Below are 23,876 nucleotides of genomic sequence, written 5' to 3' on the forward strand. Positions count from 1 at the left end.
GAGCCGCCGCTGAAAGTGAGACTTGACACGTCCTCTGACCTGGCCACTGTTAATTTGATGAACATCTAAGCGAGGTGATTCCGGGACAAGGGAAGTGAGAGTGGGGCTGACCAGGAGGTTCTCACTGCGTGTGAGCTCAGATGGCCATCACGCCGCCGCTCTTGTCGTGGACGACGGCCTGCCACTCCAGGACCGGGCAAGCGGCGACCAGCAACGTGTCCAGCCCGTCCACGCCGCTCGCTGCGACACGGCCCAGCGCCTCGTCGTGCACGGGGACGTTGCCCTGCAGTGCGTCGCAGTGAACGCAGCCGTTGGACAGCTGCCGCTCGCGCATGGTCCTGCTGTAGCGGCTCTTGACGGTCGCGGCCAGAGGACCGTGGCCGTGCTGCTGGAGCAGCCGCCGCATCAGAGCCATCGTCTTGGCGCTGTCCGTGGTGAACAGCCCGACGTAGCCGCGACCGGGCCGCAGCGGGTACAGACCGATCAGACACCCCGTGGCCTTCCCGCAGGCCCAGCACGCCCGGCTGAGCGTGAGGAGGCGCAGGGCCACGGTGGTTGCGCTGCCGGGCGGCGGCACAGTCGGCAACTCGATGGCCTCGGGGTCGAAATCGTCAGCCGCAGCACGCTCATCCAGGTACTGGCAGGTCGCGCATCACACTTCCCAGCCCCCGTCGAGGCTCTTGCCGAGAAACCCGCCACCCGCCGACACCCACACGGAGCACGACGCGCACCCGCCCGCGAACCGATTCTCCACACCTTTCCTTCCGGTTCCTTCCGGCTGCGTTTCCGCCAGCTCCATCCGAGGGCCATTTTCGCCCCGATCCGATGGCGGACGCCCCTGGTCTGGCAGACGGTCGGCTGCCGTCTGCCCGGCATGTGTTCGCTCTCTGTCAGCGAGCAGTGTTCACTCTGACGCCGGACCAAACGCCCGAATCAGGTGGGAACCTGTGCACTACTTTCCCAGGACACAACCTGCATTCGGACCAACTGCCGAGCCGACGTAGGCCCATCCAAGGTTGGAGAGCGTTGTCGTGTGGTTGGAGACCGACTGTCACTCTGCGGAGTCCGCGAGCGGCAAGGAGGTGGTTCTCGAAAGCGCTCCCGCAGCGCGCGGTCGCGTCAGATGTCTGCAGCCTGGAAGAGCGAGAGCACCTCCGTCCCTTCATGAACACGGAGTGTAACGGAGGTTCTGGCGGCGAGGGCGTCTTTCAATCGCGGGCGATAGAGGGGATGCAGTCGTGTGAGGGCATCCTCCACTTCCGTCCACTCGGCGGCGCTCGATTCGGCTGTTGGGCGAGGTTCTCCTGATACGAGCGTCCCAATGAAGATGCCTGCGAGGATGCCCCGGCTTGGATGCTGGTAGACGCCCACCAAGCCGTGGACTTTGACATGAACCCCCGTCTCTTCGTAGGTCTCGCGCGCGGCGGCATCTGGGAAAGCCTCACCAGGGTCCACCAAGCCACCCGGTAGCTCCCAGCGTTCGGGGGAGCGGCGGCGCGTAATAAGAACGTGTCCCACCTCGTTGAACGCGACGCAGGTGGCCCCCAGGGCGTACCTTCTCGGTGGCTGGGAGATCACGTACGTTTGGTCGGCGCTCACTTCTCAGCCCTGCCTTTGTTGAAAGACCAGAAGGTATCTCCAGAAGAGAAGGCGCCGAATCCGCCTTTCTGGAAGGTATGTGGCACTTTCTTTGCGGATCTCTGCAAGTGACATCGAGGGGGGTGCCACAGGGGCGGGAGGAGGCTGCGTTCCCTGGTTGGCGCGGATTTCTGACCACTTCTCTCGGAAGAACACCGAGGCGCGCCTAACGGCGTTCACGGGGATGGCCAGAAGGCTTGTGGCATGGTCCCGGAGCGTTGCTTCTCGGTAGCAGCCAAGGATCACCAAGACGCCGTTCGCGGTGAGTGATGCGCGCAGCTTCTGCACTGTCTCAAAGGGGACGTGGTGGATGCTAGCCAAGCATGCGATGTAGTCGTACGTGTCCGGTTCCAAGGTCAGGTGTGTGATATCTGCCTGCTCGAAGCGGATTTGTCCGGGGAGGTCGAGAGCGGCACTCTGCTCTCGCGCGGCGGAAATGACGTGATCATCTACGTCAATGGCGTCCACCTCGATTCCTCGAAGTGCTAGCTTCCGTGCGAACGTCCCTGTGCCGCAGCCTACATCGAGGGCCCGTCGGCATGATTCGGGAAGTTCGCGAAGTAAGAGGTCATGGTAATGATCGTTGTGATTAAACGGCACGGAGACATTATGACACGGGCTCGTCCAACGAGTTCGACCGCGCTTGACGGGCTTCGCGTCGTGGGCGGCGGACTGACCACTGGCGGTGCAGCAGGAGGGCGGCAATGGCCAGCCAGCCGGCGCCGAAGAGCTGTCCAGCGAGCACATCGACGCTGAAGTGCACACCGAGAAAGACCCTGCTCCACGCGACGAGTTCGGCGCTCAGCCCAGCTAGGAACAGCATCAGTGCGGACGCGGCCCGCGGTGTTTGGGTGCTGAAGTAGAGCGCGGCCAGTAGGAATCCGGTCGTCACGCCGACCGCGTGGCCGCTGGGGAAACTGAAGCCGTCGGCTTGAATCGAGGCGCATTCCAAGGACGGACGCTGTCGTTCTGCCCACCCCTTGATTAGATTGCAGCTCACTGTGGCGGCGTATGGAACGACGAGGAGGACTGCGGCGGCTGTGACGTGCCGTCGGATCAGAGCGAAGCACGCGGATCCGACAGCAATGATGGTCACGGGCCAGGGGTTGCCCCACGAGGTCAGTGTCTCGAGAAGCCCGGCACGGGACGCACTGCTGCTCGCCCAAGCGCAGAAGGTCTCGCTCAGCCGTTCGTCCCATTGGAAAGTGATGAGGACGATTAGCAGACCGACGTGGGCCGCTGCCCACCACGCGAACCATGCCAGCGACCGAGGCCGGTCTCCGGAGTAGTGTCGGATCATGCGGGGCTGATGGACTTCGAAATGTGATCCAGCAGCCCGCGGGGGGTGCGGATCGTCCGCAGGGTGCTGTCTTCTATCTGACAGTCGAACTCGTCCTCGATACGGTTGATGATCTCGATCTGATTGAGGGAATCGATGTCCAGATCAGCGAACGTGACGTCGAGTTGGTCCTGGGTGAAGACGTTCCCGGTGATTTCCTCCATCAGCGGTGCGAAAACTGCGATGAACTCTTGCTCGGTCATGGATGTGGTCCCCTTCGTGATGAGTGATCGCTGGTTGCTCACGAGGTGCGGCGCCCGTAGCGGGCACGCCAGTGCATGCGTGTGCTGGTCAGGCCCCAGACCGCGCCGGCGAAGATGGCAAGCACCACCATGTCGGCGAGGGCCCCGGAGGCGTCGGGTGTCGTCAGAGAGTGGCGCAGGCTGTCGGCCGCGTACACCGCAGGGTTGAGATTGCCGATCCAGACCAGCGCGTCGGGAAGAAGTTCTGGCGGGACTGCCACCGGACCTGCGGCCATCATGAGGAGCGTGGTGGCCAGGCTGAGAGAGGATGCCTGTTCGATGGTTCCGGATCTGCTGCCGATGAAGGCCCCCATCCCGGCTGAGGGGAGCAGGGCGAGCAGGAGGCACAGCGGGGCGAGCGGCGAGAGAGAGAGCGGGACATCGAGCAGAGCTGAGCCGATCAGCAGGGTGACCACGATGGCAGGTAGCGACAGGATGGAGAACGCGGCGAGAGTGGCCAGGATGAGGGCCTCGCGACGGACAGGCAGGGCAGCGTAGTACTCAAAGGCGCCGTTTCCGCGCATGAACGCGAAATTGCTAGCGATTTTGTTTTGGGTCTCGAACAGGATCGCCATGGTGACACTGCCAGTCAGGACGTATTCGGTCGCGGCATGGCCGGAGTTCCGGGCGAAGAGCCCCAAGGCGGCGATGCTGACCAATGGAGCAAGCATGCCGGTGAGCACCATCTGGGGCCAGGACCACCGCCAGTTGGTGAGCTGAATCATGAACAGGTCCCAGACCTGCCCAAGGAAGCTCAGTCCGAGCTTCTTGTCACGCGTAGCTGACATACACGTCTTCCAGTGTCGCTGTGTGCATTGTGAACTCGGGGAACTGGGTGAGGTCCACGTCCTTGGTCAGGTGCGGCAGGTCGGCGGAGTCGACCAGGGCGACGACCTTGCCGCGGTGCTCGGACTGCACCCGGACATAGTCAGGCAGCCCGTGCACTTGTGCGTCGCCCAGCGTGATCGACAGGCGTACCTGGGAATGGAGCGAGGACTTCAGCTCGGCCGGAGCGCCCAGCGCGACGAGCCGACCTTCCTTGAGGATTCCGACCCGCTCGATCACCTGTTCCGCTTCGATGGCGTTGTGGGTGATGAGGATGATCGTGTGACCATCGCGTTGGTTCAGTTCCCTGAAAAGCTGCCATACCTGGCGGCGCCGAGACGGGTCCAACTCGTTGGTGGGCTCATCCAGGATCAGCACTGGCGGTGATCCGATCAAGGTCACCGCGATCTGCAGTAGTCGGCGTTCTCCGCCGGAGAGCTGTCGGGCGACCTTGCCCGCCAGATGTGTCAGGTCGAGCAGCTCCAACAGGGCGTCACGCTCCCGGCGGGCCGCCTTGGCGGCGACACCGCGGAGGTGTGCACTGAAGTAGACCGCCTCTTTGACGGTCAGGCTGTTGAGGGCGAAGGCGGTTTGCGGCATGTAGCCCACCATGGCCGCCGTGAAGCGAGGATGGGTAAAGACATCGCGCCCCAGCAGCCGCACTGTCCCCCTATCCGGTCGCACCAGCCCGATCATCTGCTTGATCAGGGTTGTCTTTCCCGCACCGTTACTGCCCAGAAGCCCGAAGAATTCGCCCTGCTTTATGTGAAAGGAGACCTCGTCGTTGGCCGGCCTAGGGGATCTGTCGAACTGCTTGTGCAGGCCCTCGACCTCGTATGCGTAAGGAGGGTTTTCCGGCATGTTCACATCTCCCGCGCCGCTTGGCGCCAGATGCTGCGGACCACGGCTGCGGCCCCCGTGATGTCGCCGGGGGGAGTCAGCCGTGCTGCTACCTGGCCGAAGCAGCGGAAGAAGCCGCTCATGGCCGAGTCGCTGGGCAGGTATCCGTGTGACGCGGACGTCACGCTCTCCCTCGGTGTCGCGTCGCTGTACTGGAATTCGGTGTGCGGGCCACAGGTCACCGTGAGACGGCCCAGCCGCGGGCTGTTCATCGGCAACTTCAACCGGTCCTGCTCGGCTGGAGTGAGCACGCCGATGGAAGGATCGAGCGCGCGCAGGGCCCGGTCGAGGCGCTTCTTCTCTGCCGGCGGCAGCGGTGCGTCGGCGTACAGGTAGGCGCAGTTGCTGTCTCCCTGGAAGACCATGCGGTCGGCGAGGCCGAGGTCCGCCAGCACGTGGTTCGGGCGCAGGTGGGTCTCGACGTAGTCGATGCCGTGGTCGGAGAAGAACAGGAACTCCGTGTGCTCACCAGCGGCCTGGGCGAGCCGCATCACGCAGGCATCGATCCGGGCGTAGACGTCAAGGATCTGCTGCCATGCGCGACTTCGTTCACCGGAGCTGCCTCGGACCGCATGCCAGTAAAGGAACTCCTGAGCATGGTCGGCCTGGTTGAAGCGCACGAACAGGACATCTGGGTCATGCTGTTTCATGACATCGAGGGCGGTCTCTTCCACCCACTCGGCACGAGGCGATTCGTGGAACGTGTGGCCTGGATTGGCGGTGTATTCGACGTACAGGGATGCAGGTCCGCCACCGGTACGGTCCGTCATGGCAAGGCCGCCAAAGCCCATGGTGATAACGGCGGTTCCGAGACGCACCTCGATTCGATCTTCGTCGAGCCTGCGGCAGGAGACCGCCACGGAGACGGAACCCGAGGGCGCGGGGATGTCCAACCGCGTGGGCCGGAGGCCGTCGGCCACAACAGCGGTCTCCCGGCGGCTTCCAACCGTGATCACGTTCGTCTGCTGGTCGACCCAGAGGTACAAGGCCACCTCGTGCCCCAGGTACGAGAGCTGCACCAGCCCCTCGGCTGCCCCGTCAACGGTCGGACCGAGCGGGGCGACGAGGTTTCGGGCCGGGGCGTACAAGCAGTAGCAGCTGGGGATCGCGAGCTGGGTGTTGCGGGAGAAGGTCTGTGGGAAATGGACGGCGGCGGCAGACGCCCCTTGCCGGGCCAACCAGTCGAGCAGGCTCGGTGCGGTGAGCGAGCTTTCCTCGTAGGGGTGAAACGATGACAGTGGATCGTCCGAGCGCCGCCGGATCTCCGCAACACTCTCTCGCTCCCAAAAGCGGTTCCCCACGATCCCGTGCCCGCTCGGGTGAGTCCCGGTGAGAAAGGACGCATGGGAGGGCGCTGTTGACGAGGGGTAGATGCTGCGCAGATCGTGCACCGCGGTGCCGGGAAGTGCCGGCAGGACTCGGCTCAGATTGAAGAAGTCATGCTTGCGGATGATCCCGGGAAGCCCGCCGTCGACGCAGATGACGACAAGACGCCTGTGCTGCCCGCTCATGCGCTCAACTCCGCTGCACTCATGTATTCGTGATCCAACAGGGACTGCGGGGCGAAGGTGACATTGTGCTGGTGCAGAAGCCAGGCGCCACCGGAGTCCCCGGGACGGTACTGCCAGTGTGTGATCCCAGCGTGAGCAACCAGCAGTTCTACTCTGCTGGCCCCGCCACACAACAGTTCATTGACAGCGTCGAAGAAGCCGCTGTGGGTGACCAACACAATCCGCTGATCCTCTGACGCCTGATGACACAGCTCGCTCATGCATGTGGCGACTCGCGTCATGAACACATGCCATGATTCCGCTCCGGGGGGCGGTGGATAGAGCCGGTTTTCCCGCGGGTGCGGCAGAAGCTCACCCTCGAACGACGCCCAGACGATCTCGTTGAGGCGCGGATCCTCCCGTGCGACTAGGCCGGTGTGCGCCGCGACGATGTCGGCGGTCTGCCGGGCGCGGGGCAGCACACTGGTGCGAAGCTCTGTGGGACGCCGCTTGGCCAGCCAGTGAGCCGCCGCCTGCGCCTGTCGGCGTCCTCGCTCGGTCAGGCGATCCTGGTGCGGGTCGTGTTCTCCGGAACGGTCCTCGGCATGGCGCAGTAAGTAGAGGTGCATGTCACTCCAGCGACGCGGGGGCACTGGTGTGCCAGTTCCACGCCGTACGAACGATGTGGTCAAGGGCTCGTTCTGCCCGCCAGCCGAATCGGCGCAGTGCCAGACCCGGTTCGGCCCAGGACAGACCTGGGTCCCCCGGACGGCGGGGCGCCATGAAGACCGGGGTCTCCTTCCCGGAGACGTCGCGCAAGACATCGATCAGCTCGCGCACGCTGACGGGTCGGCCACGGCCCAGGTTCACCGGACCGCTCTCACTGCCCTCTTGCAGGCCCTCCAGGACCCGCACATGGGCCTCGGCGAGATCCTCGACGTGGATGTAGTCGCGCAGAGCTGTCCCGTCGGTCGTCGGGTAGTCGTTGCCGAAGATCCGGAGTGTAGGGGCTAGGCCGAGGGTGGCTCGTATGGCCACCGGGAGGAGCTGGGTAGCCGTGGAGCCCGCGTACTCTCCGAGTGAAGCGTCGTCGGCGGCACCCGCCGCATTGAAGTACCGCAGGTTGGCGTAGTGCATCCCGGTCGCCTGCGCGTAGGAGGCGATCATGCGCTCGCACAAGTACTTCGTCTCTCCGTACGGACTTTCCGGCCGTACGGGCGCACTCTCATCCACCGGGCAGATCTGCGGGGTGCCGTACACGGCGCACGATGAGGAGAAGACGAAGCGCTCCACCCCGGTGCGTGCGCACAATGTGAGCACGTTCTGCGTTCCCGTCAGATTGACGGAGAAGTAGGTGCTGATGTCACGCAGCGACTCTTCCGAGGATTTCAGGGCCGCGAAGTGGATCACCGCCTCAGGGCGGAAATCCTCGAAGACCGAACCCATACCCGCGATATCGAGGATGTCCACCACATGCAGGCGGCACCGCTGGACAGCTTCGCGGCGGCCCGTGCTGAGGTTGTCGACAACCACGACATCATGGCCGGCCGCAAGGAGGCGCCGTACGGTGAAGGAGCCCACGTACCCGGCGCCCCCGGTCACAAGCACTCTCATCGCACATCAACTCCACTGGGTACCGCTGTCATGGGGCCGCGTAGTTCTCGTCCGATCACGAATGCCTCAGCAGACTCCACCCCCACTTGCGTCCCCCGGTATGAAGCCAGTGTCCGAACGGCCGCCAGGGAGCGCGGGTGGGGCTCGCCGTACAGCTCGTACGGGTAGGCGGCAAGTGCCCGGCACTTGGCTTCGACGTGTCCGGTGACGTCGTAGAACAGGTTGGGGGTGAACGGTGCCACCAAGCCCGTCTGCTGTTCCGTCGACGACAGGACCTCGAAGTGCAACACCTGCCGAACCGAGCCGGAGCCGAGGATTCGGGTGTTGTACCCCACTGCTTGGGCGACGCCGCGGTGGTCCGCGTGTATGTCCCCCGGGTGGTGAGTGAAGATCACTTCGGCCTCTACCTCACGCAACGCCTGGCTGACCGCATCGACGACCTGGCGCTGCGGGAGGTCGGCCAGGAGACGCCCGTCGGATGCCAGACCGCCGAACGAGACCTCGGCCGCTCCGAGTTCCTTGGCCGCCGCCCGGCAGCGTTCCCGTGCCTCCTCGATGGTCACGCCCGAATGCCGCAACGAGACACCCTCGGCGAGGATGTGGATCTGGACCACCGCGCCTCGCTGGCTCAATGCCGACACCGTGGCTCCGGCTCCGAGAACCTCGTCATCAGGGTGCGCGGCGACGACGAGGACCTTCACGCGGGCTCCGTAAGCTGTCGTTCGCCGTCTGCGGTGCGGTCCGCCAGCGCCGTCTGGCTGCCCTGCCGGACCAGCGCGCCCATGGCGTAGAGCCGGTGTGCAAGCACTCCGGGATCTCCTCCGGGGAGCTTGAGTAACTGGCCTGGGTCACCGGCTTCGACCGCGGTGCGCACGACAGCGTACGTTGTGCTGTCCAGCTCCATGATGTGCGACGTACGCGGCACGAAGACGAAGCCGCCTTGTGTCTCTTCACGCAGTCGCACGTCGTCCCACACCATCTCGTGAAGGACCGTCTCCGGGGCAAGCTGTTCCAAGGCCAGGAGATCGAGACGGTGGACAAGGTACTCCACACGTCGTACTGCACGATGTCCGCCGCGAATCGACTCGGATCCGGAGGCTCCCATGGCCTCAGCGGATTCGCGGTCGCTCAGGAGCCGCTGCATCGCCTGCCGCAGGTCCTCGTCGTCGATGACCAGGAGACCGTGCCGCTCGTCCTCGACGAACTCCGGGATGCCGCCCTGAGCAGAGGCGATGACTGGGCGGCCGGCGGCCATGGCCTCCTTGAGCGCGAGCGGGCCGGTCTCGGGAACCGTGCTGGCGAGGACTACGGCGTTACTGGCCTTGATCACCGGGGCGACGTGATCCCGGTGGCCGAGGAATCGGACCCGTTCGGCGACACCCCGTTCGATGGCCTGCCCGCGTAGGTCTGCCTCCAGCGGTCCCTCCCCCGCGACCACCAGCAGCGGAGGTGCGGCGTCCGGCGGCAGCTCCAGGTCAGCGAAGGCGTCGATCACCCGGTCGATGCCCTTCTCCCAGGCCAGGCGGGCCAGCACGAGGAAGATGAACTGATCCGGCCCGGCTCCCAGCTCCTGTCTAGCGGCGCCACGGTCGGCGGCATCCAGAGCCGTGAGCAGAGGCTCCCCGACACCACTGGTGAGAATCTCGACCTGTTCGTCCTTCAAGACGCTGGCGTTGATCAGTGGCTCGAACTGACGTTGTCGCTGTTCCCGTGACGTGGTGAAGACCAGGTTCACGCCGGCGAACAGGTCGCGCACCTCGTCGGTGGTTCCCAGAGGGAACGCCGAATGCCGGAAGAGACACACGGCGGCTTCAGTTGGTTCCTGCGACTGGGCGTGGTGGACTGCGGCGGCGTCCGCGCGGCCGGAGACACACACGATATGAGCACGACGATGCCGCAGCGCCTTGCGAACCGCCTCGACCGCATCGTCGCTGGCGAATGCCGGCACTCCCACGGTCGCCATCCCATCAGCACGGCACTGCTGAAGCATGGCTCCCCCCTCCTCCGCGAGGACAGTGACAGTGTGGCCGGCCTGCGCCAGCCCGAGGGCCATGTCATGCATGTAGCGGTGCTTGCCGCCCCAGACTTGGTCAGAGACAGTGAAGGCGATCTCCATTAGTTTCGAACACCCCTCCCGAAGATTCCTGGGCACGAGCCAGGGATGGTCCATAAAGCACTGAACGTGCGAAGAGCCGCCAAGCGGGCGTTGCCCACGCCCCCCAGCACGGCATAAGTCATGCCGCTGGCTCGCGCCTCGCGCAGGCACTCCTCGGTGAGCGCCGTCACCAAGGACCAATCGCGACCGCGTACCTCGGGCACGAGGGCAATCGTCGACAGCATTCCGAGCCGTGCGGTGTCATAGGCAAGGAAGCCGAGTAGTCGGTCCTTGGACGGCAGTTCCTTGTTCCGGTCGACCACGATCACGGACGAGATCGGATCCCGTGAGAACGACCGGTGAATCTCGCTCGCCCAGCCTCCGCCGAATGTCTCTCTGACCCAGTCGACAATCAGCAGCTCCTCACTCGCTTCGGGGCGGCGTACCCATAGATCTCGGCCGTTGATCGTTAGAGACGTGGGAGTTGAAGTCGGCGTCCATGTCCGGAAGTCAATGAAGAGATCCGCCCATTCCAGACTCTTGTCATCCCGTGCCGCGGCGCTCTTTCGCTGCGTGGAATCGGGAATCCACCACGTCGCTTGCCGCAGCGCCGGTGGGAAGTCGTCCGCGAATTCGCTGACTTCCATCATCGCGTAGGCATACCCCAGCCACTGAAGCCGCTCCAGTGCGACGTGGACGAGAAGCCAGCGCATGCTCGTCCGCTCTTCTGGGGCGATGACGGCCGCTACCTCGCAGTCACCCACTGTGCCCGGGCCCTGGACATTGATGCCGCACCGGCCCAGAACCATCCCGCCCTGGTGCAGTTCGACGAAAGACTCGGCTCGCGGCCCAGCGGCCCCCTTGAACCGGGGGACGACGGGAGCGTCATCCCGCGATGTGGCAGCAACGCTCAGCGCATCGAGCAGAGGCTGGGACGATGTGAGGTCGTACAGACGTATCAGGACCTCCATGGCCAAGACCTACCTCACCTCCGCCCCTTCGAAGATCTGGCGATCCAGTAGCGAGGTGAGCGGAGGTCCGTCGGGTCCGTCGCCGGTCGCGAAGTCCCAGAAGATCTCACGCAGACGCTCCTCGGTGAATTCCTCCTGCTCCTGGACGAGCTGCTGCTGCCCCTGCGCCCAGATCTCCTGAACGGGAGCATCCTTGGTGTTCCCCAAAGGTGCCGCACTGTAGAGGCGGCTCATGGTCACGTCGCCTGTGGCGGAGATCGCGATGCTGCTGTCGCGCACCAGGTAGGGGAACATGACGACGTCCTGGAAGGGACGCAGCTTCTCGCCCGGGACCAGGTAGGGCGCGTTGAGGTTCAGGTCGAAGTCCGTGGCCGGCACGTCCTGCTTGAACTCGGTCACCTTGCGGTGGACCGCCATGGTTTCCTCTTCGGTCAGGAGCAGACGGTTGCGCCCACCGCGGCCGTGCGCCCGGACCAGGATGAGGTCTTGGCGCCGGAAACCGTGAGCTCGTAGGTAGTGCGCGAGGTCGAACACGTTGTGCTGGTTGGTCTTCATGACCGTGGTCAGCACCTTGAAGCTGCGCACACGGTCGCGGAGGTAGATCGAGTTCTCTACGACGGTGTCGAACACGTCCATGAGCCGTACGGCGGCGAACGTCTCCCGCGTGCCGTCCATGCTGACCCGGATGGACGAAATGCCGCTGTCCACGATGCGGTCGAGCTGTTCCCGCGTGTGCGCTGCCGCGTTCGTGATGAGGGTCACGGTCGAATGGCGCAGCTTCGGGACGACGTCCAGGAGCTGCCAGAAGCCCTTGCGGATCGTCGGCTCCCCACCGGTGAGGGTGATCTCGAATGTCCCCATCCGGTCCAGCTGGAGCATGATGTCCTGCAACTGCTCGATGGACAGCATCTTGCGGCGGATGTGGACGGGGATCTCCCCGGTGTTCGTGCGGCAGTGGATGCAGCGCAGGTCGCATGCGTAAGTGACATCCAGACTGGCGCGTACAGGTGCGGTGTAGCCGGCCATCAGTCGGCCCCCTCCTCTTGGAAGATGCGCTGGCGTATGTCGTCAAGGTCCCGCGACTGCCACCATTCGAGAGTGAGGCGAATGCCTTCCTCAATTCCGAACCCGTCGGGCCTCTCTCCGATCTGCCGCGTTTGCAAGGCGGTGTCCGCCCGGAACTCCGTGATTTCGTTCGGCCGGGGCTGCTTCTGGGCGACCTTGGCGGCCGGAGAGGTCGCCTGCAGGACTCGGATGACGTCGTTCACGGAGAGGGACCGCCCGGAACCGAAGTTGACGACTGAGGGCAGCGGTCGGTACGCCAGCGCGATGAGCTTGTCCACGACGTCCGTGATGTAGGTGAAGTCCCGACGCTGCTCACCGTCGCCCTCGACAGGCAGTTCGCTCCTGGTCAGGAGGTTGGCGCAGAGGCGGGGTATGAGAGCGTCGGGCCGCTCGCCGGGGCCGTAGACGTTGAAGAAGCGAACGATGCCCACCTCGGGAGCGACTGAGGCACGCTGGTGAGCCCTGGCCACCATCTCCAGCCCGACCTTGCTCGCGGCGTAGGGCGAGCGCGGGGACAGAGGACTGCTTTCGGGTGTTGGCAGCGTGTCGGCCTGCCCGTAGACCTCGCACGTACTCCCGACGACTACCTTCGGCACACCAACACTCGTACAGAGAGCCAGCAGGTGGCGGCCCGAGTCCACGTTGTCGAGATAGTCGAGTGGCTGCTTGAAGGAGCGAGGAACACTCTTGTGCGACGCCAGATGGTAGACGAGGCGTACGTCAAAGAGGTCCCTCTCCTCTAACTCCAGGACGGGTTTTTCTAGAAACTTTCCAGTGCCTTCCGGCGGGATCATCGGTGGCACACGCAGGTCGTCCAGAACTGTGACTTCTTCACCGGATGCCGCCAGCGCACGGGCAAGGTGACCCCCGATGAATCCGGCGCCTCCGGTGATAAGGATCCGGTCTTTCGATGTGCTTCTTTGCACGCCAATACCTCGACATCCCGGTTGATGGGGCTACTGGCAAATGGGCTTACCGGGCATCACGCACCCACAGCGCGGCGGGCGGGAACCCCTTGGCCCGTGATCGGCATTGTCACTCTAGGTCGTGCATTCAACTCGCTGCGTGTGACTCGATTCACGTTTGAGTGGTTCCGGAGCCCCTTCCCGAACGCGGAGCATCAGGTGAAAGCGAGATTGGGAGGCCTTCGTTCCGGATGCGCGGACGTCGCGATACCTGATCACTCTGTCTCGAACCTGTTGCCGAATGGCTTGTCGCCTTCGGTGGGACGATTTTCTGCCAGGATCTTGCGTGAATTGATATCGTCCCAGTGCGGCGATGCAGAATGATGTAAGGGTAGGCGCGGCGTGGTTCGGTTCTCATGGGTCTCGATACCGCATGATCTCCGGTGTGAACCGGACGTGATGTGATGTCACGGACGAGGCGGGTGAACCGGACGGTTTCGCCTCATGCAATGTCCCCGGCCCTGCACCAAGCGACAAGGAATGTCAATGATGAAGGACTACACCTGGACTCCGCCGGTCCCGAGCGACAAGCCGGCCCTGCCCAAAGAGGTCGGGCAGTGGCTCGAAGCCGAGGCATGCGCCACCATCGCGACGGTCGAACCTGATGGGCGCCCGCAGCTGTCCGTGGTGTGGGCTCATTACACCGAGCACGACGTCTTGTTCGCGACCGTCAAGGGACGCCGCAAGTACGACAACATGGTACGCAACCCGTTCGTCACCGTACTGATCACGCCGCCGGACAGCGAGGACCACTACGTGGAGATCCGCGGGCGAGCCCGGATAGAGGAGGGGGGACGGGAACTGATCGACTTCCTGCATGAGCGGCACCGTGGCACCCGCCCGTACCCTTGGGACGGCCCCGACGACGAGCGCGTGGTGGTACGCGTCGTGCCCGACCGCGTACTGGTCTTCCACGGCTGACCGCCGAGGGCCGTACACACGGCCGGGCGGCCCGGCACCGCGCGGCCGTCCTAGCAGAGCAGCAGCGCCATGCGGTCGGTCGTTGCGACTGCTCACTCCGGGGCACCGTACCTGAACGTTCCCACCTGGAAGGAGTCCCCAGACCTGGGCTTCGACGCGAAGCCCGCCCGCATCGAATACGCGATCAACGAGCGGCTGGACCGCACGTTCGCCTTCGACGAGTTTGGCCCCCGGCATCCGCCCGACCGCCGGCTCCCGCTGGGCCGAACGAGGCCGCCTCGACCGGCTGCCGCCGACGCCGGGGTCACCCTCCAGCGTCCGCCTCGCGCGGGCGAGCAGCGAGCTGTCGCCGCAGCGACGCTCGCCGCGGAACGCGGCATCGCCTTGCACGCGGGCACCCCTGCCGCTACCCGGTCGGCATCGTCGGCGGCAGAACCGGCCCTGCCCCGTGCCTCGGCTGTGCCGGGTCCACAGGGGAGGCGACGGAGTCGTCGCTGTTGCGGCGGATCTTCCGCCGCGGTCGTTGAACCTCGCTTCGACCACCGATACTGCACTATCGTTCATGGTCATCTTTTCGGTGTGCCTGCTGGCATCACGAGGTGCCCCTCAACGCTCCCCATCCACGACTGCAGGCTTTCGGTTTCGCGGTCCGTGACGCTCGGGAGAGCTGCGGGATGAGCATCGAAGCTCTCGCCGAAGCCGCCGGCCTATCTGCCCGCATGGTCATCGGCATCGAGCACGGCAAACGGAACCCGTCACTGCTGACCATCCTCGCCCTGGCTCAGGGGCTGGGGGTCGCTCCGGGCCGTCTGCTCGAATCCGCGACGCCGCGGAGGGAGCCTGGGACATGAGTCCACGCCGACTCGCACTCGTACCCGATCCCTGCCCCGGTGAGTCTCTGCTGAGCTGGGGGGACGCGCTCGCGCGGCTCAACCAGGTCTCCCGGACCGAGGCGCTGCGCATGGCGGGTCTGATCAGCTCCAGCACGGTGTCGGCCGTGTTCGGCTACCGCGTCAGCGACCCAGTCGTGCGTGCGGTGAGCCGGAGCACAGGGCTGACGGGGCAGCGGCTGCGGAGCATGACGCTCGCTTACTACGCGGGCAGTGCGCTTGAGCCGTTGCCGCCGGACGACGCGAAGGAGTACGGGGCCTGGGCAGCGTGGCGGTACCGGCAGCGGACGGTGCTGCCCAAGCACTCCAACGCCTGTCCGTCGTGCTTGCGGGAGAATGGTGGCCGCTGGCTCCTGAAATGGCGGCTTGTCTGGTCGTTCGTGTGCGTGCGGCACCAGAGGTACTTGATCTCGCAGTGCTCCGGCTGCGGTTCCGCCCTGCACCGGGTGTGGTCCGGGGATCCGCATTCCTGGATCTGTCCCGGGGCCTCCCGGGGGCTGGGACTGCGCACGCCGGCACAGCCGTGTGGGCGCGACATCCGCCGCATGCGGGGCAAGCCGGTCCGCGACACCTCGCTCCTGGCCTGCCAGCGGCACATCGACCATCTGCTCGACGGCCCGCACACCACGACGCCGGACGAGACCCGGGACGTCCTCGGAGCGCTGTACCGCTCGATGCAGGACGCATGGTCGCCGGTACGGCCCCTTCGGCTGCCCGCGACCGACGAGGCGGTCCACCATGCCTGGGACCGCTATCTCGCACCCGGCGGAAGCGGCGAGCGGCACCGCCCTCTGCTCGTGGCCGCCGCCGTGAAGATCGCCACCGAGGCTGGCCACGACACCGCTGATGGCGAGACGGGCGGAAGCGGACACGCACGGCCGAACTGGGGCGCCAGGCAGTCCGGGCAGCGCGGTGAGGTCGAACTGGCAGCGAACCGGTTCGGCGGCCGCTGCCGTCACAGCAGCTGCTCCGCCTGGGTGCCGGCCGGGCACGGCGTCGTGCTGGGCGACACCGACGGCTGGGACACCTACTGCCCGCGGCACGCGCAGGCGTTCACACGTCGGGCTCGGTCCCGCGAACACACCGGGCCGGACGCCTTCACCGAGCCGTGCCTGAGGTTCCTCGACGCGCGCCTCCGTGAGGAGGAACAGCGCCTGGGCGAGGAGGACAACGACCTGCTCCGGCAGCGGATCGAGGCCCAGCGGCTGATCCTGGACGCCTGCGCGGCCACCGCTGCCCGTACACGCGAGGGCAGGTTCCTTCGGTACGCCGCACGGTGCCTGCTGCTGCCCTACGCGGGGCATCCGGACTTCCGTACGACGTGGCTGCCCCGCCAGGGCGAGAACCCGGCGCGCCCCCTCGTGGAGAGCGCGGCCGGGGAAGAGGGACGGGGAGGGGCAGGCCGTGGCTGAGGAGGGACCGGTCCGGCGGCTCGGGGTGGTTCCGGCCCCCTTCCCGGGAGAGGCGTTCGTCAGCTGGGTCGACACCATCGCGGCGAGTCTGCGGGTGTCGCGGACGGCGGCCCTGCGGGCCCTGGGGCTGCCGGGCAGCGCGAGTTTCAGCACCCACCAGTTCCATCTGAGCCCGGAGCAGATGGAAGGACTGCGGCGGCGTACGGGACTGAGGCCGGCGCAGGTGGAGCGGATGCTGTTCGCCTTCTACGCGCCGACGGCGCTGCCGCAGCTCGCTGCGGACAACGGGCGCATCGGTCAGAGTGCGCGCGTGAGCCAGCCGTGGCTGCGCCGCGATCACTCGGCCGCGTGCCCGCTGTGCGTCGAGGCGTCGGGCGGCCGGTGGCTGCTCAGCTGGCGGCTGAAGTGGACCTTCCTGTGCGCGGACCACCTGGTGTATCTGGTGGACCGCTGTCCGCGCTGCGGCCTCAGGCTGTACTGGCGTCTGGAGGCGACCGGCGCCGGGCAGCGCACGCACTGCGTGCGTCCGGCGGTGCGGAACGGCCGCGGCGGCCGGCGCCTTGGGGCGACGGTGTGCGGGTTCCCGGTGGCGGAGATGCCCGTGCTCTCGGTGGGTGACGAGGAGGCCGTTCACGTCCAGCGCCGCGTCCAGGCGCTGCTGACCCCCGCCGACGTCTCGCACAACGAGACCTCGCGCTGCCTGCTGCAGCAGCTCGTCCTAACCATCCGCGACGTCACGCACCGCACGACGCTGGCCGGTCTGCTCGACCGGATGGAGGGCCCCGTCATCGACGCCGTGCACGAGACACTGGGGCAGCCGTGGCAGCCGCCGCTGTCATGGACGCTGGAGAGAGGCACGCCTGCCGCGGTGTCCGCCCTCGTGCGCATCGCAGCCCGGTCCGTACGCTGGGACACGCCCGGGGCGGGGCCGCCTGGGTGACGGACCGCCCACAACCACGGGGGCCACGTGGCCCGTTCCACCGGGCCACGGCTTTGGCCATCGAGCGGCGCTCAGGTGAAACGCCGGGGGATAAGGTCTGTGGCGCCCGGCGTGATGACGTAATCCGCGTGTGCGGGGCACAGGACCTGTGTCTTCACCACGTGGCCCTGGCCGGGCGGTACCCAGGCCGCGCAGGCGATCGCGCGGCACGTACCGCCGAAGCGGTTGGCCGGCGGTGCGCCGGTGCCCGGCGGAAGGAGTCCGTCGGTGGACCACGAGGCCGTGTCGGCCTGTGTGCTGGTGTCCTGGGAGGCGGCGAGGCCGCCCGCCGTCGCGATCTTGATGAGAGCGGCCGTCAGCAGTGGATCGTTCTGGTACCACAGGGCCCCGCCATGGCCGTGCCAGCGCCGGTGGAGGACGGCGTCGGTGTCCGGAAGCGGCGGGGCGTCGTCGTAGCCGATGCGGATGCCCTCCAGCGCCGTATGCAGCGACTGGAGGATGTCCCGGCCGCCGTCACCGTGCGGGTGGTCGACGAGGCGGTCGAGACGGCGCTGGCACTGGAGCAGATGCGGGTCGGACAGCCGGGGAGGACGCATGCGGGAGATGACCCGGCGGCAGGTGCGCCCCGGGTGGCTTCGCTCGTACTGGCCGCACACGACCGCGTCCGCCGGGCCGGGGCCGAGCCGGTGCAGTGCGTTGCCGCAGCCGCGGCAGGCGCCGAGGAGATAGACGCGGTGGCGGACGCAGGCGAAGGACCAGACGAGACGCCAGCGCAGGAGCCAGCGCCCGCCGCTCTCGCGCAGACACGCTGGGCACGCACGCGACCGTTCGGACAGGGCGAGACGGAGACGGGCCACCCAGACGGCGGCGGTCCGCCAGTGCGGGGGAGAAGGGAACGCGGGCAGCACGCCATCGGCGTAGTGCGCGAGCGTCATCGCCTGCTGCCGGGCGGCGGGTAGTCCGGTGGCGGCCCGGACGCGCGCTGTCGACTCCGTGGTCAGACAGGCGCCGAAGTGCACGCTGGGCCGGTACCCGGAGACATCGGGGCGGGCGAAGCCCGCGAGCCGAAGGGCGTGCAGGCGGCCGACGCGGTTCAGACGGGCCAGCGCGTCGACCCAGCTCAGCAGGGACTCACCGGGGTGCGGCTCGGGCACCAAGGCGAGACGGCGCAGCGATGTGGACATGGCACCGATCCTGCGTGCGGGCATCGGGCCGTGTGCCGCCATCCCTTTACACACTTCCGTCGGCTGCGGCCCGCTGACCGCCCTGCTTCTGCTTCGCTTCCCTTGCTTTCTGGCGGGTTTTCAGTTCCGTGACCTTGGCGTAGGCGCGTTCGTGGGCGTACGACAGAACGATGGAGTCCATGACCTCGCGTGTGATGGCCTCGGTGCCCTGCTGGACGGCGCGTACGGCGCTGCGACGGATGAGGGCGTGCAGGCCGGCGATGCTGCCGTCGGTGCGTTCGTGCAGGTAACGCCAGTGCCGACGGGTCAGGCTCTCCTCTTCGTGCCGGTACAGGGCGAGCGACCTCTCCAGGGAGCGGATGACGCCGACCCACTGGAGGATGCCGTCGTCGCTGTCGAGGGAGAAGGGCGCGAGTTCCTGACGGCTGAAGCGGCCGGCGGTCTGGGTCCGGACGTCGCCGACCGCAGCCGGAGGCGGGGTCCTGGTGCGGCCGGAGCGTCTGCGGGGGACGGCGGGGCCGCCCTCGCTGAGCAGCGGGCTGTTCTCAAGGTCGGCTCCGGTGCCGATGATGGTGCATGGGGCGTGGTTGGCGAGGAACTTGATGTGGTCGTTGGAGGCCCGGCCTTCCTTGAAGGAGCAGTCCAGGAAGTGCAGGTCATCGAAGATGATCAGCTGGGTGCCGCACGCTGTGAGGGCGGTCAGGACGCGGTCGTCGATGGTGTCCTTGGTGCCGCTGGTGGGGACGTTGAGGTAGCGGGCGATCGCGAGGGAGATCTGCTTGGGGGTGACCTGGTCGGTGAGCGAGATGTAGACGACGGGGACGTAGTCGCCGAGCCGGTCGGGGGCGAACCGTTCTGGGAAGTCCTCCCGCAGTTCCTGCTCGAACTTCCGGGCGATCATCTTGACCAGGGTGGACTTGCCGACCGTCGGCGGGCCGTCGATGAGCAGGCCGAGCCGGGCGCCGGGCGGCGCCATCTCGTTGGCGGCCAGGAGTTCCGTGATCTCGGTCTCGAAGTGCCGCACGGCCGGTGTCCAGGCCAGCACCAGGGCGCTGTGGTAGCGGTTACGGCTGCGGTTCAGGCGACGCCGCTCAGCATCATCCTCGTCCATCGCCAGGTAGACCTCGTACGGCGGCAGCAGCGGCCGTGAAGGCGGCTCGTAGAAAACGTATGAGAACCAGTCCTCCTTGGTCCGTGGTTCGGCCAGCCCGGGATGCAGACAGTCGCCCGCGCCGACGGGCGGCGGGGCCATCACGGTGTGCCGTCCTTCTCCGGGCGGCCGCCCCACACCTCGTACGAGGGCAGGGCGTCGAAGTCGATCGTGACCTCTTCCTCGTTCTCGTTCGGTAGTGGTGGAACGGCCCGCAGGCGGGGCTGCGTGACGGGGGTGTCGGCGGCGGAGTCGACGAGTTCGGTGCGGGCTCTGTCCCGGGCCGCAGCTCTGGCGCGTTCGGCGTCGCGGGCGCGTGCCCGGCGGGAGCGGGCGGTGGACGCCTCGGCGGCGTCCGTGCGGCTCTGCAGGTCCAACAAAGCGTCCAGGACGGCTTCCTGGTCCTGCGGATCGCGGCCACGCGCGCGCAGTTCCTGCTTGACCTGGCGCAGGGTGATGTCGGTGAACGGCTCCAGACCGGTCAGCGCGTGGCTCCAGCGCAGTGTGTGCCAGACGCCGGTGTAGGGGTCGTGGAAGTAGACCTGGGTGACGTCCCGCGGGTCGTAGCGGACCGGCCAGGTGCCGTTTGCCTGCGGGTAGGGGGACTTGGTTCCGTTGTGGGCGCGCAGGACGGGCGCGCTGTAGTGCAGGTAGTCCTTCTGGACGCGTCGGTTGGTGATCGTGCACCAGTGGATGGGCAGGAGTTCCAGGAACAGGTTGGCATCGCGCGGGGCGGCGATGTAGCCGCAGCGGTGCACGGCCAGCCGGTAGGCGTCGTTCGGCGACAGGTTGATCTCCGGGAACCCCGGCAGCACCAGCCCCTTGTGCCGGCGGCTCTGGTAGACCGCGACGACGTACTCGGCGAAGAACTCCTCCAGCTCCTCGATCGTCCAGCGGGCCACCGCGTCCACGTCCCGGCCCCGGTGCACCACGTGGTTGCCCTTGTAGCCGGCGATGTGCTCGGAGAACTGGCTCCTGATCGTCTTGAACGCGGCCTCGACCTGCGGTTTGTCGGTGGGCCGGTACTTGCGGGTGTCCTGGATGGTGATCCCGTAGCGGCGGCACACGTTCTTCACCGCCTGCGAGGCGAACGCCTTGCCGTGGTCGATGACGATCTTCTCGGGAAACACCACCGGGCGGGCCGCGGCGGCCGCGAACCGCTCGTCCCGCGCGAGCAGCGGCTCGCACGGCAGCCGCAGCATCCGGTGCCGCAGCCCGTCGGGCCAGCCCGGACGCATCGGCTCCGGCATCATCGCGTCCGCGATCACCAGGCCCGCGTCCACCGCCTTCGTGCCCTTGGGCACCAGACGCCACCCCAGCAGACTGCGGGTGCACACGTCGATGGCGATCGTCAGGTCCACCGAGAAGACGATGTCCTCGACCGGATCGTAGGCGCGCACGTCCAGCCAGCTGGTGTCGATCATCACCAGCTCGCCGGGACGGCCGACGGTGATCGGTTGGTAGTGCCCGTCCGGCCGGTTCGCCACCGACTGGCGTGTCGTGGCCTGTCCGGTGGTGTAGAGGCCGGGCAGAAGAGCGGCCACGTACCGGTTGAACGACTTCTGCGACGGCATCTTCACCGTGTCCGGGCCGTGGACGTCGGCCAGACGGCGTTCCACCCGGCGCCGCAGCCGGTTCAGGCTGCCGGTCGAGTCGTCGGCCTCCGCCACATGATGCTGGGTGAGAATCGCGTCGATCAGCCGGGGATCCACACCCGCTAGCGGATCCGAGGGGCGGTGGCTGCGCCGGTCCACCAGCCCCCACGGTCCTTCCTCCCGCCACCGGCGCAGCCGCCGCCAGATCTGCTGCTCGCTGTAGCCCAGCTCCCGTGCCTTGCTCCGTACCCGCTGGACCAGCGGCAGGTCCGGGGCGTACTCCGGCCTCGGCTCGTCGGGCCGCGCGTTCCCCGGATCCCCGCTGCAATAGCCGGTGGTCATCTCCAGGAGGTGTTTCTGGGCGCTCTGGAGGTCCTCCAGCTGCTTGTCGGTCAGCTTGTCGAAGAGCGCGGCGGCATCCAGCCACAGTTTCCGCTCCACGGCGTCCTGTTCACCGCCGGATTCACCCCCGGGAACCTCGCTGTCGTCGCAGGGGCGGAAGGTGGGGTCAGCGAGCAGGTGCCCCACACCGATCACGGTCCACGCCCCGCTTTCCGAACGCAGCCGCACCCCGTCGTCGGTCACCCCGGTCACGGTGTGCACCTCGTCGTCCAGCCACAGCCGCGTTCCCGGCCGCAGCCGCACCGCGCCGTCAGCCGTCATGCCTCCACCTCCGCCGCGGTCTTCACCAGCGTCGTATCCCGCAGCGGACGGTCCAGATCCGTGACGATCCGCTGATGCCACATCAAGTGGTACAGGACCCCGCGAGCCAGATCCGGGAACTCCATGAACCGCACCAGCTCCCCGATCTCCACCGGCTCACGGGCCAGTTCCAGCAGACGCGGCACCAGATCCGCACCCAGATGCAGCGGGCGCCGGGCACTGGACAGCAGATCGACGTTCACCCACAGCTGCCCGCTCGGCTCCGACACCATCGCGTACTCCCAGCCCAGCCGCTCACACACACGGCGAGTGCGCTCCTCCTGCAGCAGCACTTTCGGGTCATCCCGCAGCTCGGGGTTCTTCACGTCCAGCAACAGAACGCTGCCGTCACGGTGGCGCGCGAAGACATCTGGCGTGTGCCGCCACGCTCCCCGGGCGTCGATGGCGTCGAACTCCAAAGGCTGCGTGGCGAAAGCCGACACCCGTGGATCGAAGTCCAGCAGCGTCAGCCACTTCGACTCCAGCACGCTCTCGTACTCGGCGAAGTCACCCCACTTCGCCACCCAGTACTGACCCGGCATGTGCCCCTGGTCCCGGTGGCTGGGAATGGCCCGCACCATCCGGCCGTCCTCGAACCGTACGCCGACCGCCTCCTCCAGCCGCACCAGATGCTCGACCCGCTCGGCATCGACGTACCGCACCCGCACCAGGTCGATCTCCCGGACCGACGCATCCGACGGTTCCGGCACTTCCGTGTCCCCGCTCACCGCGAACTCCCCTTCTCCCATGGGCTCCTGGCCGAACGTCCCACCGGCACCTGTGCCGCCACCGCCTCCGCGAACACCTCTGGCACCGCGAGCCGCGCCAACGGCCGAGCCGTCAGAGACCCCTCGTCCGCCGCCGTCCGTACCAGCGGCGCAAGCCGCCGCGACAACTCCCGTACGTCCTCCGCCGCCAGCAGGGGCATCACCACAGTGAGAAACGCTGCCGCCGCCCCGGCCGACGCCGGACCCCACCCGAACCGGCCACCATGCACCCCGCGCTCGACACGCTCCTCCAGCAGAACCCGGGCACACCAGCCAGGCACATCCGGCAGACGCCCCAGAACCCTCGGCAGCCCCAGCCGCAACAAGATCACGCACGCACGAAACGCCGCGAACCACTCACCCGCTGCCACCTCCACGCCCCCCAGCCCCGGACGCACCCGCCCGCACGCGACGTCCAGCCACCGCCGTTGCGCCTCGACCGTCCCGCCATCCGCCCGGCTCACACGAACCGCAGGCAGCCACTGCGAGCACGGCCTGCCGCGAACGGAGTTCGCACAGCAGGTCGGCGGCCTGGCCCACTGCGCCGGCACGACCCGAGGCCGATCCCCACCCCACCGCAGCACCCAGCCGCACGACGGACAACGATCCAGCGGCACCACCCGGTGCTCGGGGCACACCGCCGCACACGACAGCTTCCACCACAGCTGCCACACCCCACCCGACACCAGCAGACAGCACGGACACGCACGGCTTCCATGCACCGCCGCCCACTCCTGCCCCGCAGACGGCCGCCGCGCCCGGCCCGCCGCGAGCACCGCCGACACACTCAACGGACCCCCCTCGAAAACGGACAGATGCATCGCGTCCACCCGCTCATCGGACACACCCGTCGCCGCGAACACCGTCCGCCGGACCACCTCGTCGGACCGCACCCCGAACAAGGGAGGCCGCACATCCGCGGAAGCCCCCCGCAGGCCAAGCCCCATCATGGCCGCCACCTCAGCAGGCGGACACCGGTTCACGCGGGCCATCCGGTCCACCCACGACTCCAACGCCTCGTCCACCCGCGGAGCCGTGACCAGCACTAATCGCCGTGGCGACACGTGAACACCCCCCCGAAAGCGGCCCCATCACTCTCATCTAGGCGTTCACGCTAGCAAGTGCACTATCAGGTTGGGGTTCACACTCTCATTCTGAGCTTCGGCTCTCA

At 67.1% G+C, this 23,876-nt stretch carries 24 protein-coding genes; 4 read left to right on the forward strand and 20 right to left on the reverse strand.

Annotated elements, in window-relative coordinates; translation table 11 throughout:
* Window positions 1-136 precede the first annotated feature (136 nt).
* From NX794_RS35200 to tunA, 15 genes are all read right to left on the reverse strand, one after another.
* Window positions 137-550 (reverse strand): hypothetical protein, encoded by a 414-nt coding sequence (locus NX794_RS35200; protein ID WP_258783783.1) that lies wholly within the window; start codon window positions 548-550, stop codon window positions 137-139.
* A 569-nt stretch (window positions 551-1,119) separates the two neighbouring features.
* A complete protein-coding gene (locus NX794_RS35205; RefSeq protein ID WP_258783784.1) occupies window positions 1,120-1,599 on the reverse strand; it encodes an NUDIX hydrolase in 480 nt (159 codons plus the stop codon).
* A gap of 3 nt (window positions 1,600-1,602) precedes the next feature.
* Window positions 1,603-2,238 (reverse strand): class I SAM-dependent methyltransferase, encoded by a 636-nt coding sequence (locus tag NX794_RS35210; protein WP_258783785.1) that lies wholly within the window; start codon window positions 2,236-2,238, stop codon window positions 1,603-1,605.
* 7 nt (window positions 2,239-2,245) lie between these two features.
* Window positions 2,246-2,734, reverse strand: coding sequence for a phosphatase PAP2 family protein (locus NX794_RS35215; protein ID WP_258783786.1), 489 nt, complete (start codon window positions 2,732-2,734; stop codon window positions 2,246-2,248).
* Between the two features lie 200 nt (window positions 2,735-2,934).
* On the reverse strand, window positions 2,935-3,180 hold the full coding sequence (locus tag NX794_RS35220) for an acyl carrier protein (protein WP_258783787.1): 246 nt from the start codon (window positions 3,178-3,180) through the stop codon (window positions 2,935-2,937).
* A 38-nt stretch (window positions 3,181-3,218) separates the two neighbouring features.
* Entirely contained in the window at window positions 3,219-4,007 is a 789-nt protein-coding gene (locus NX794_RS35225; protein WP_258783788.1) for an ABC transporter permease, read from the reverse strand.
* Window positions 3,991-4,905 carry an ABC transporter ATP-binding protein gene (locus tag NX794_RS35230; protein ID WP_258783789.1) on the reverse strand — a complete coding sequence of 305 codons (915 nt, stop codon included), beginning with the start codon at window positions 4,903-4,905 and terminating at the stop codon, window positions 3,991-3,993. The genes NX794_RS35225 and NX794_RS35230 overlap by 17 nt, the downstream gene beginning before the upstream one ends.
* 2 nt (window positions 4,906-4,907) lie before the next feature.
* On the reverse strand, window positions 4,908-6,455 hold the full coding sequence (locus tag NX794_RS35235) for an alkaline phosphatase family protein (protein WP_258783790.1): 1,548 nt from the start codon (window positions 6,453-6,455) through the stop codon (window positions 4,908-4,910).
* Window positions 6,452-7,063 (reverse strand): histidine phosphatase family protein, encoded by a 612-nt coding sequence (locus NX794_RS35240; RefSeq protein WP_258783791.1) that lies wholly within the window; start codon window positions 7,061-7,063, stop codon window positions 6,452-6,454. The genes NX794_RS35235 and NX794_RS35240 overlap by 4 nt, the downstream gene beginning before the upstream one ends.
* A gap of 1 nt (window position 7,064) precedes the next feature.
* A complete protein-coding gene (gene galE, locus NX794_RS35245; protein ID WP_258783792.1) occupies window positions 7,065-8,048 on the reverse strand; it encodes a UDP-glucose 4-epimerase GalE in 984 nt (327 codons plus the stop codon).
* Window positions 8,045-8,749, reverse strand: coding sequence for a PIG-L deacetylase family protein (locus tag NX794_RS35250; RefSeq protein ID WP_258783793.1), 705 nt, complete (start codon window positions 8,747-8,749; stop codon window positions 8,045-8,047). Before NX794_RS35250 ends, galE begins: the two co-directional genes overlap by 4 nt.
* Complete coding sequence (locus NX794_RS35255) at window positions 8,746-10,164, reverse strand: glycosyltransferase family 4 protein (RefSeq protein ID WP_258783794.1); 1,419 nt, start codon at window positions 10,162-10,164, stop codon at window positions 8,746-8,748. The genes NX794_RS35250 and NX794_RS35255 overlap by 4 nt, the downstream gene beginning before the upstream one ends.
* A complete protein-coding gene (locus NX794_RS35260) occupies window positions 10,164-11,120 on the reverse strand; it encodes a GNAT family N-acetyltransferase (protein WP_258783795.1) in 957 nt (318 codons plus the stop codon). Before NX794_RS35260 ends, NX794_RS35255 begins: the two co-directional genes overlap by 1 nt.
* A gap of 3 nt (window positions 11,121-11,123) precedes the next feature.
* Window positions 11,124-12,140 (reverse strand): radical SAM protein, encoded by a 1,017-nt coding sequence (locus tag NX794_RS35265; protein ID WP_258783796.1) that lies wholly within the window; start codon window positions 12,138-12,140, stop codon window positions 11,124-11,126.
* The gene (gene tunA, locus NX794_RS35270) at window positions 12,140-13,105 is read right to left on the reverse strand and encodes a UDP-N-acetyl-alpha-D-glucosamine 5,6-dehydratase TunA (RefSeq protein WP_258783797.1); all 966 of its coding nucleotides are present in this window, start codon (window positions 13,103-13,105) and stop codon (window positions 12,140-12,142) included. The genes NX794_RS35265 and tunA overlap by 1 nt, the downstream gene beginning before the upstream one ends.
* 525 nt (window positions 13,106-13,630) lie before the next feature.
* Between tunA and NX794_RS35275 the strand changes: the two genes are divergently transcribed.
* The 4 genes from NX794_RS35275 (at window position 13,631) to NX794_RS35295 (ending at window position 17,307) form a co-directional block, all read left to right on the forward strand.
* Complete coding sequence (locus NX794_RS35275) at window positions 13,631-14,065, forward strand: TIGR03618 family F420-dependent PPOX class oxidoreductase (RefSeq protein WP_258783798.1); 435 nt, start codon at window positions 13,631-13,633, stop codon at window positions 14,063-14,065.
* 599 nt (window positions 14,066-14,664) lie between these two features.
* Window positions 14,665-14,916, forward strand: coding sequence for a helix-turn-helix domain-containing protein (locus NX794_RS35285; RefSeq protein ID WP_258783799.1), 252 nt, complete (start codon window positions 14,665-14,667; stop codon window positions 14,914-14,916).
* A complete protein-coding gene (locus NX794_RS35290; RefSeq protein WP_258783800.1) occupies window positions 14,913-16,367 on the forward strand; it encodes a TniQ family protein in 1,455 nt (484 codons plus the stop codon). The genes NX794_RS35285 and NX794_RS35290 overlap by 4 nt, the downstream gene beginning before the upstream one ends.
* Window positions 16,360-17,307, forward strand: coding sequence for a TniQ family protein (locus NX794_RS35295; RefSeq protein ID WP_258783801.1), 948 nt, complete (start codon window positions 16,360-16,362; stop codon window positions 17,305-17,307). The genes NX794_RS35290 and NX794_RS35295 overlap by 8 nt, the downstream gene beginning before the upstream one ends.
* Before the next feature lie 71 nt (window positions 17,308-17,378).
* Here the strand turns inward: NX794_RS35295 and NX794_RS35300 are convergent, their stop codons facing one another.
* Genes NX794_RS35300 through NX794_RS36130 form a run of 5 tightly spaced genes read right to left on the reverse strand, consistent with a single transcriptional unit; the run spans window position 17,379 to window position 23,769 of the window.
* The gene (locus tag NX794_RS35300; RefSeq protein WP_258783802.1) at window positions 17,379-18,491 is read right to left on the reverse strand and encodes a TniQ family protein; all 1,113 of its coding nucleotides are present in this window, start codon (window positions 18,489-18,491) and stop codon (window positions 17,379-17,381) included.
* Window positions 18,492-18,537: 46 nt separating this feature from the next.
* Window positions 18,538-19,743, reverse strand: a complete 1,206-nt coding sequence (locus NX794_RS35305) for a TniB family NTP-binding protein (RefSeq protein ID WP_258783803.1) — start codon at window positions 19,741-19,743, stop codon at window positions 18,538-18,540.
* Window positions 19,743-21,899, reverse strand: a complete 2,157-nt coding sequence (locus NX794_RS35310; RefSeq protein WP_258783804.1) for a transposase — start codon at window positions 21,897-21,899, stop codon at window positions 19,743-19,745. The genes NX794_RS35305 and NX794_RS35310 overlap by 1 nt, the downstream gene beginning before the upstream one ends.
* On the reverse strand, window positions 21,896-22,666 hold the full coding sequence (locus NX794_RS35315; protein WP_258783805.1) for a TnsA-like heteromeric transposase endonuclease subunit: 771 nt from the start codon (window positions 22,664-22,666) through the stop codon (window positions 21,896-21,898). Before NX794_RS35315 ends, NX794_RS35310 begins: the two co-directional genes overlap by 4 nt.
* A complete protein-coding gene (locus tag NX794_RS36130; RefSeq protein WP_428986021.1) occupies window positions 22,663-23,769 on the reverse strand; it encodes a TniQ family protein in 1,107 nt (368 codons plus the stop codon). The genes NX794_RS35315 and NX794_RS36130 overlap by 4 nt, the downstream gene beginning before the upstream one ends.
* Window positions 23,770-23,876: the final 107 nt, after the last annotated feature.

This window comes from Streptomyces pyxinicus, from assembly GCF_024753135.1.
Classification (GTDB): Bacteria; Actinomycetota; Actinomycetes; order Streptomycetales; family Streptomycetaceae; genus Streptomyces; species Streptomyces pyxinicus.

Bases quoted from the DNA above. Each gene is read 5' to 3' on its own strand.
- NX794_RS35220 (WP_258783787.1), bottom strand. From the start codon at position 3,180: ATGACCGAGCAAGAGTTCATCGCAGTTTTCGCACCGCTGATGGAGGAA.
- NX794_RS35225 (WP_258783788.1), bottom strand. From the start codon at position 4,007: ATGTCAGCTACGCGTGACAAGAAGCTCGGACTGAGCTTCCTTGGGCAG.
- NX794_RS35230 (WP_258783789.1), bottom strand. From the start codon at position 4,905: ATGCCGGAAAACCCTCCTTACGCATACGAGGTCGAGGGCCTGCACAAG.
- NX794_RS35235 (WP_258783790.1), bottom strand. From the start codon at position 6,455: ATGAGCGGGCAGCACAGGCGTCTTGTCGTCATCTGCGTCGACGGCGGG.
- NX794_RS35240 (WP_258783791.1), bottom strand. From the start codon at position 7,063: ATGCACCTCTACTTACTGCGCCATGCCGAGGACCGTTCCGGAGAACAC.
- galE (WP_258783792.1), bottom strand. From the start codon at position 8,048: ATGAGAGTGCTTGTGACCGGGGGCGCCGGGTACGTGGGCTCCTTCACC.
- NX794_RS35255 (WP_258783794.1), bottom strand. From the start codon at position 10,164: ATGGAGATCGCCTTCACTGTCTCTGACCAAGTCTGGGGCGGCAAGCAC.
- NX794_RS35265 (WP_258783796.1), bottom strand. From the start codon at position 12,140: ATGGCCGGCTACACCGCACCTGTACGCGCCAGTCTGGATGTCACTTAC.
- NX794_RS35275 (WP_258783798.1), top strand. From the start codon at position 13,631: ATGATGAAGGACTACACCTGGACTCCGCCGGTCCCGAGCGACAAGCCG.
- NX794_RS35290 (WP_258783800.1), top strand. From the start codon at position 14,913: ATGAGTCCACGCCGACTCGCACTCGTACCCGATCCCTGCCCCGGTGAG.
- NX794_RS35300 (WP_258783802.1), bottom strand. From the start codon at position 18,491: ATGTCCACATCGCTGCGCCGTCTCGCCTTGGTGCCCGAGCCGCACCCC.
- NX794_RS35305 (WP_258783803.1), bottom strand. From the start codon at position 19,743: ATGGCCCCGCCGCCCGTCGGCGCGGGCGACTGTCTGCATCCCGGGCTG.
- NX794_RS35310 (WP_258783804.1), bottom strand. From the start codon at position 21,899: ATGACGGCTGACGGCGCGGTGCGGCTGCGGCCGGGAACGCGGCTGTGG.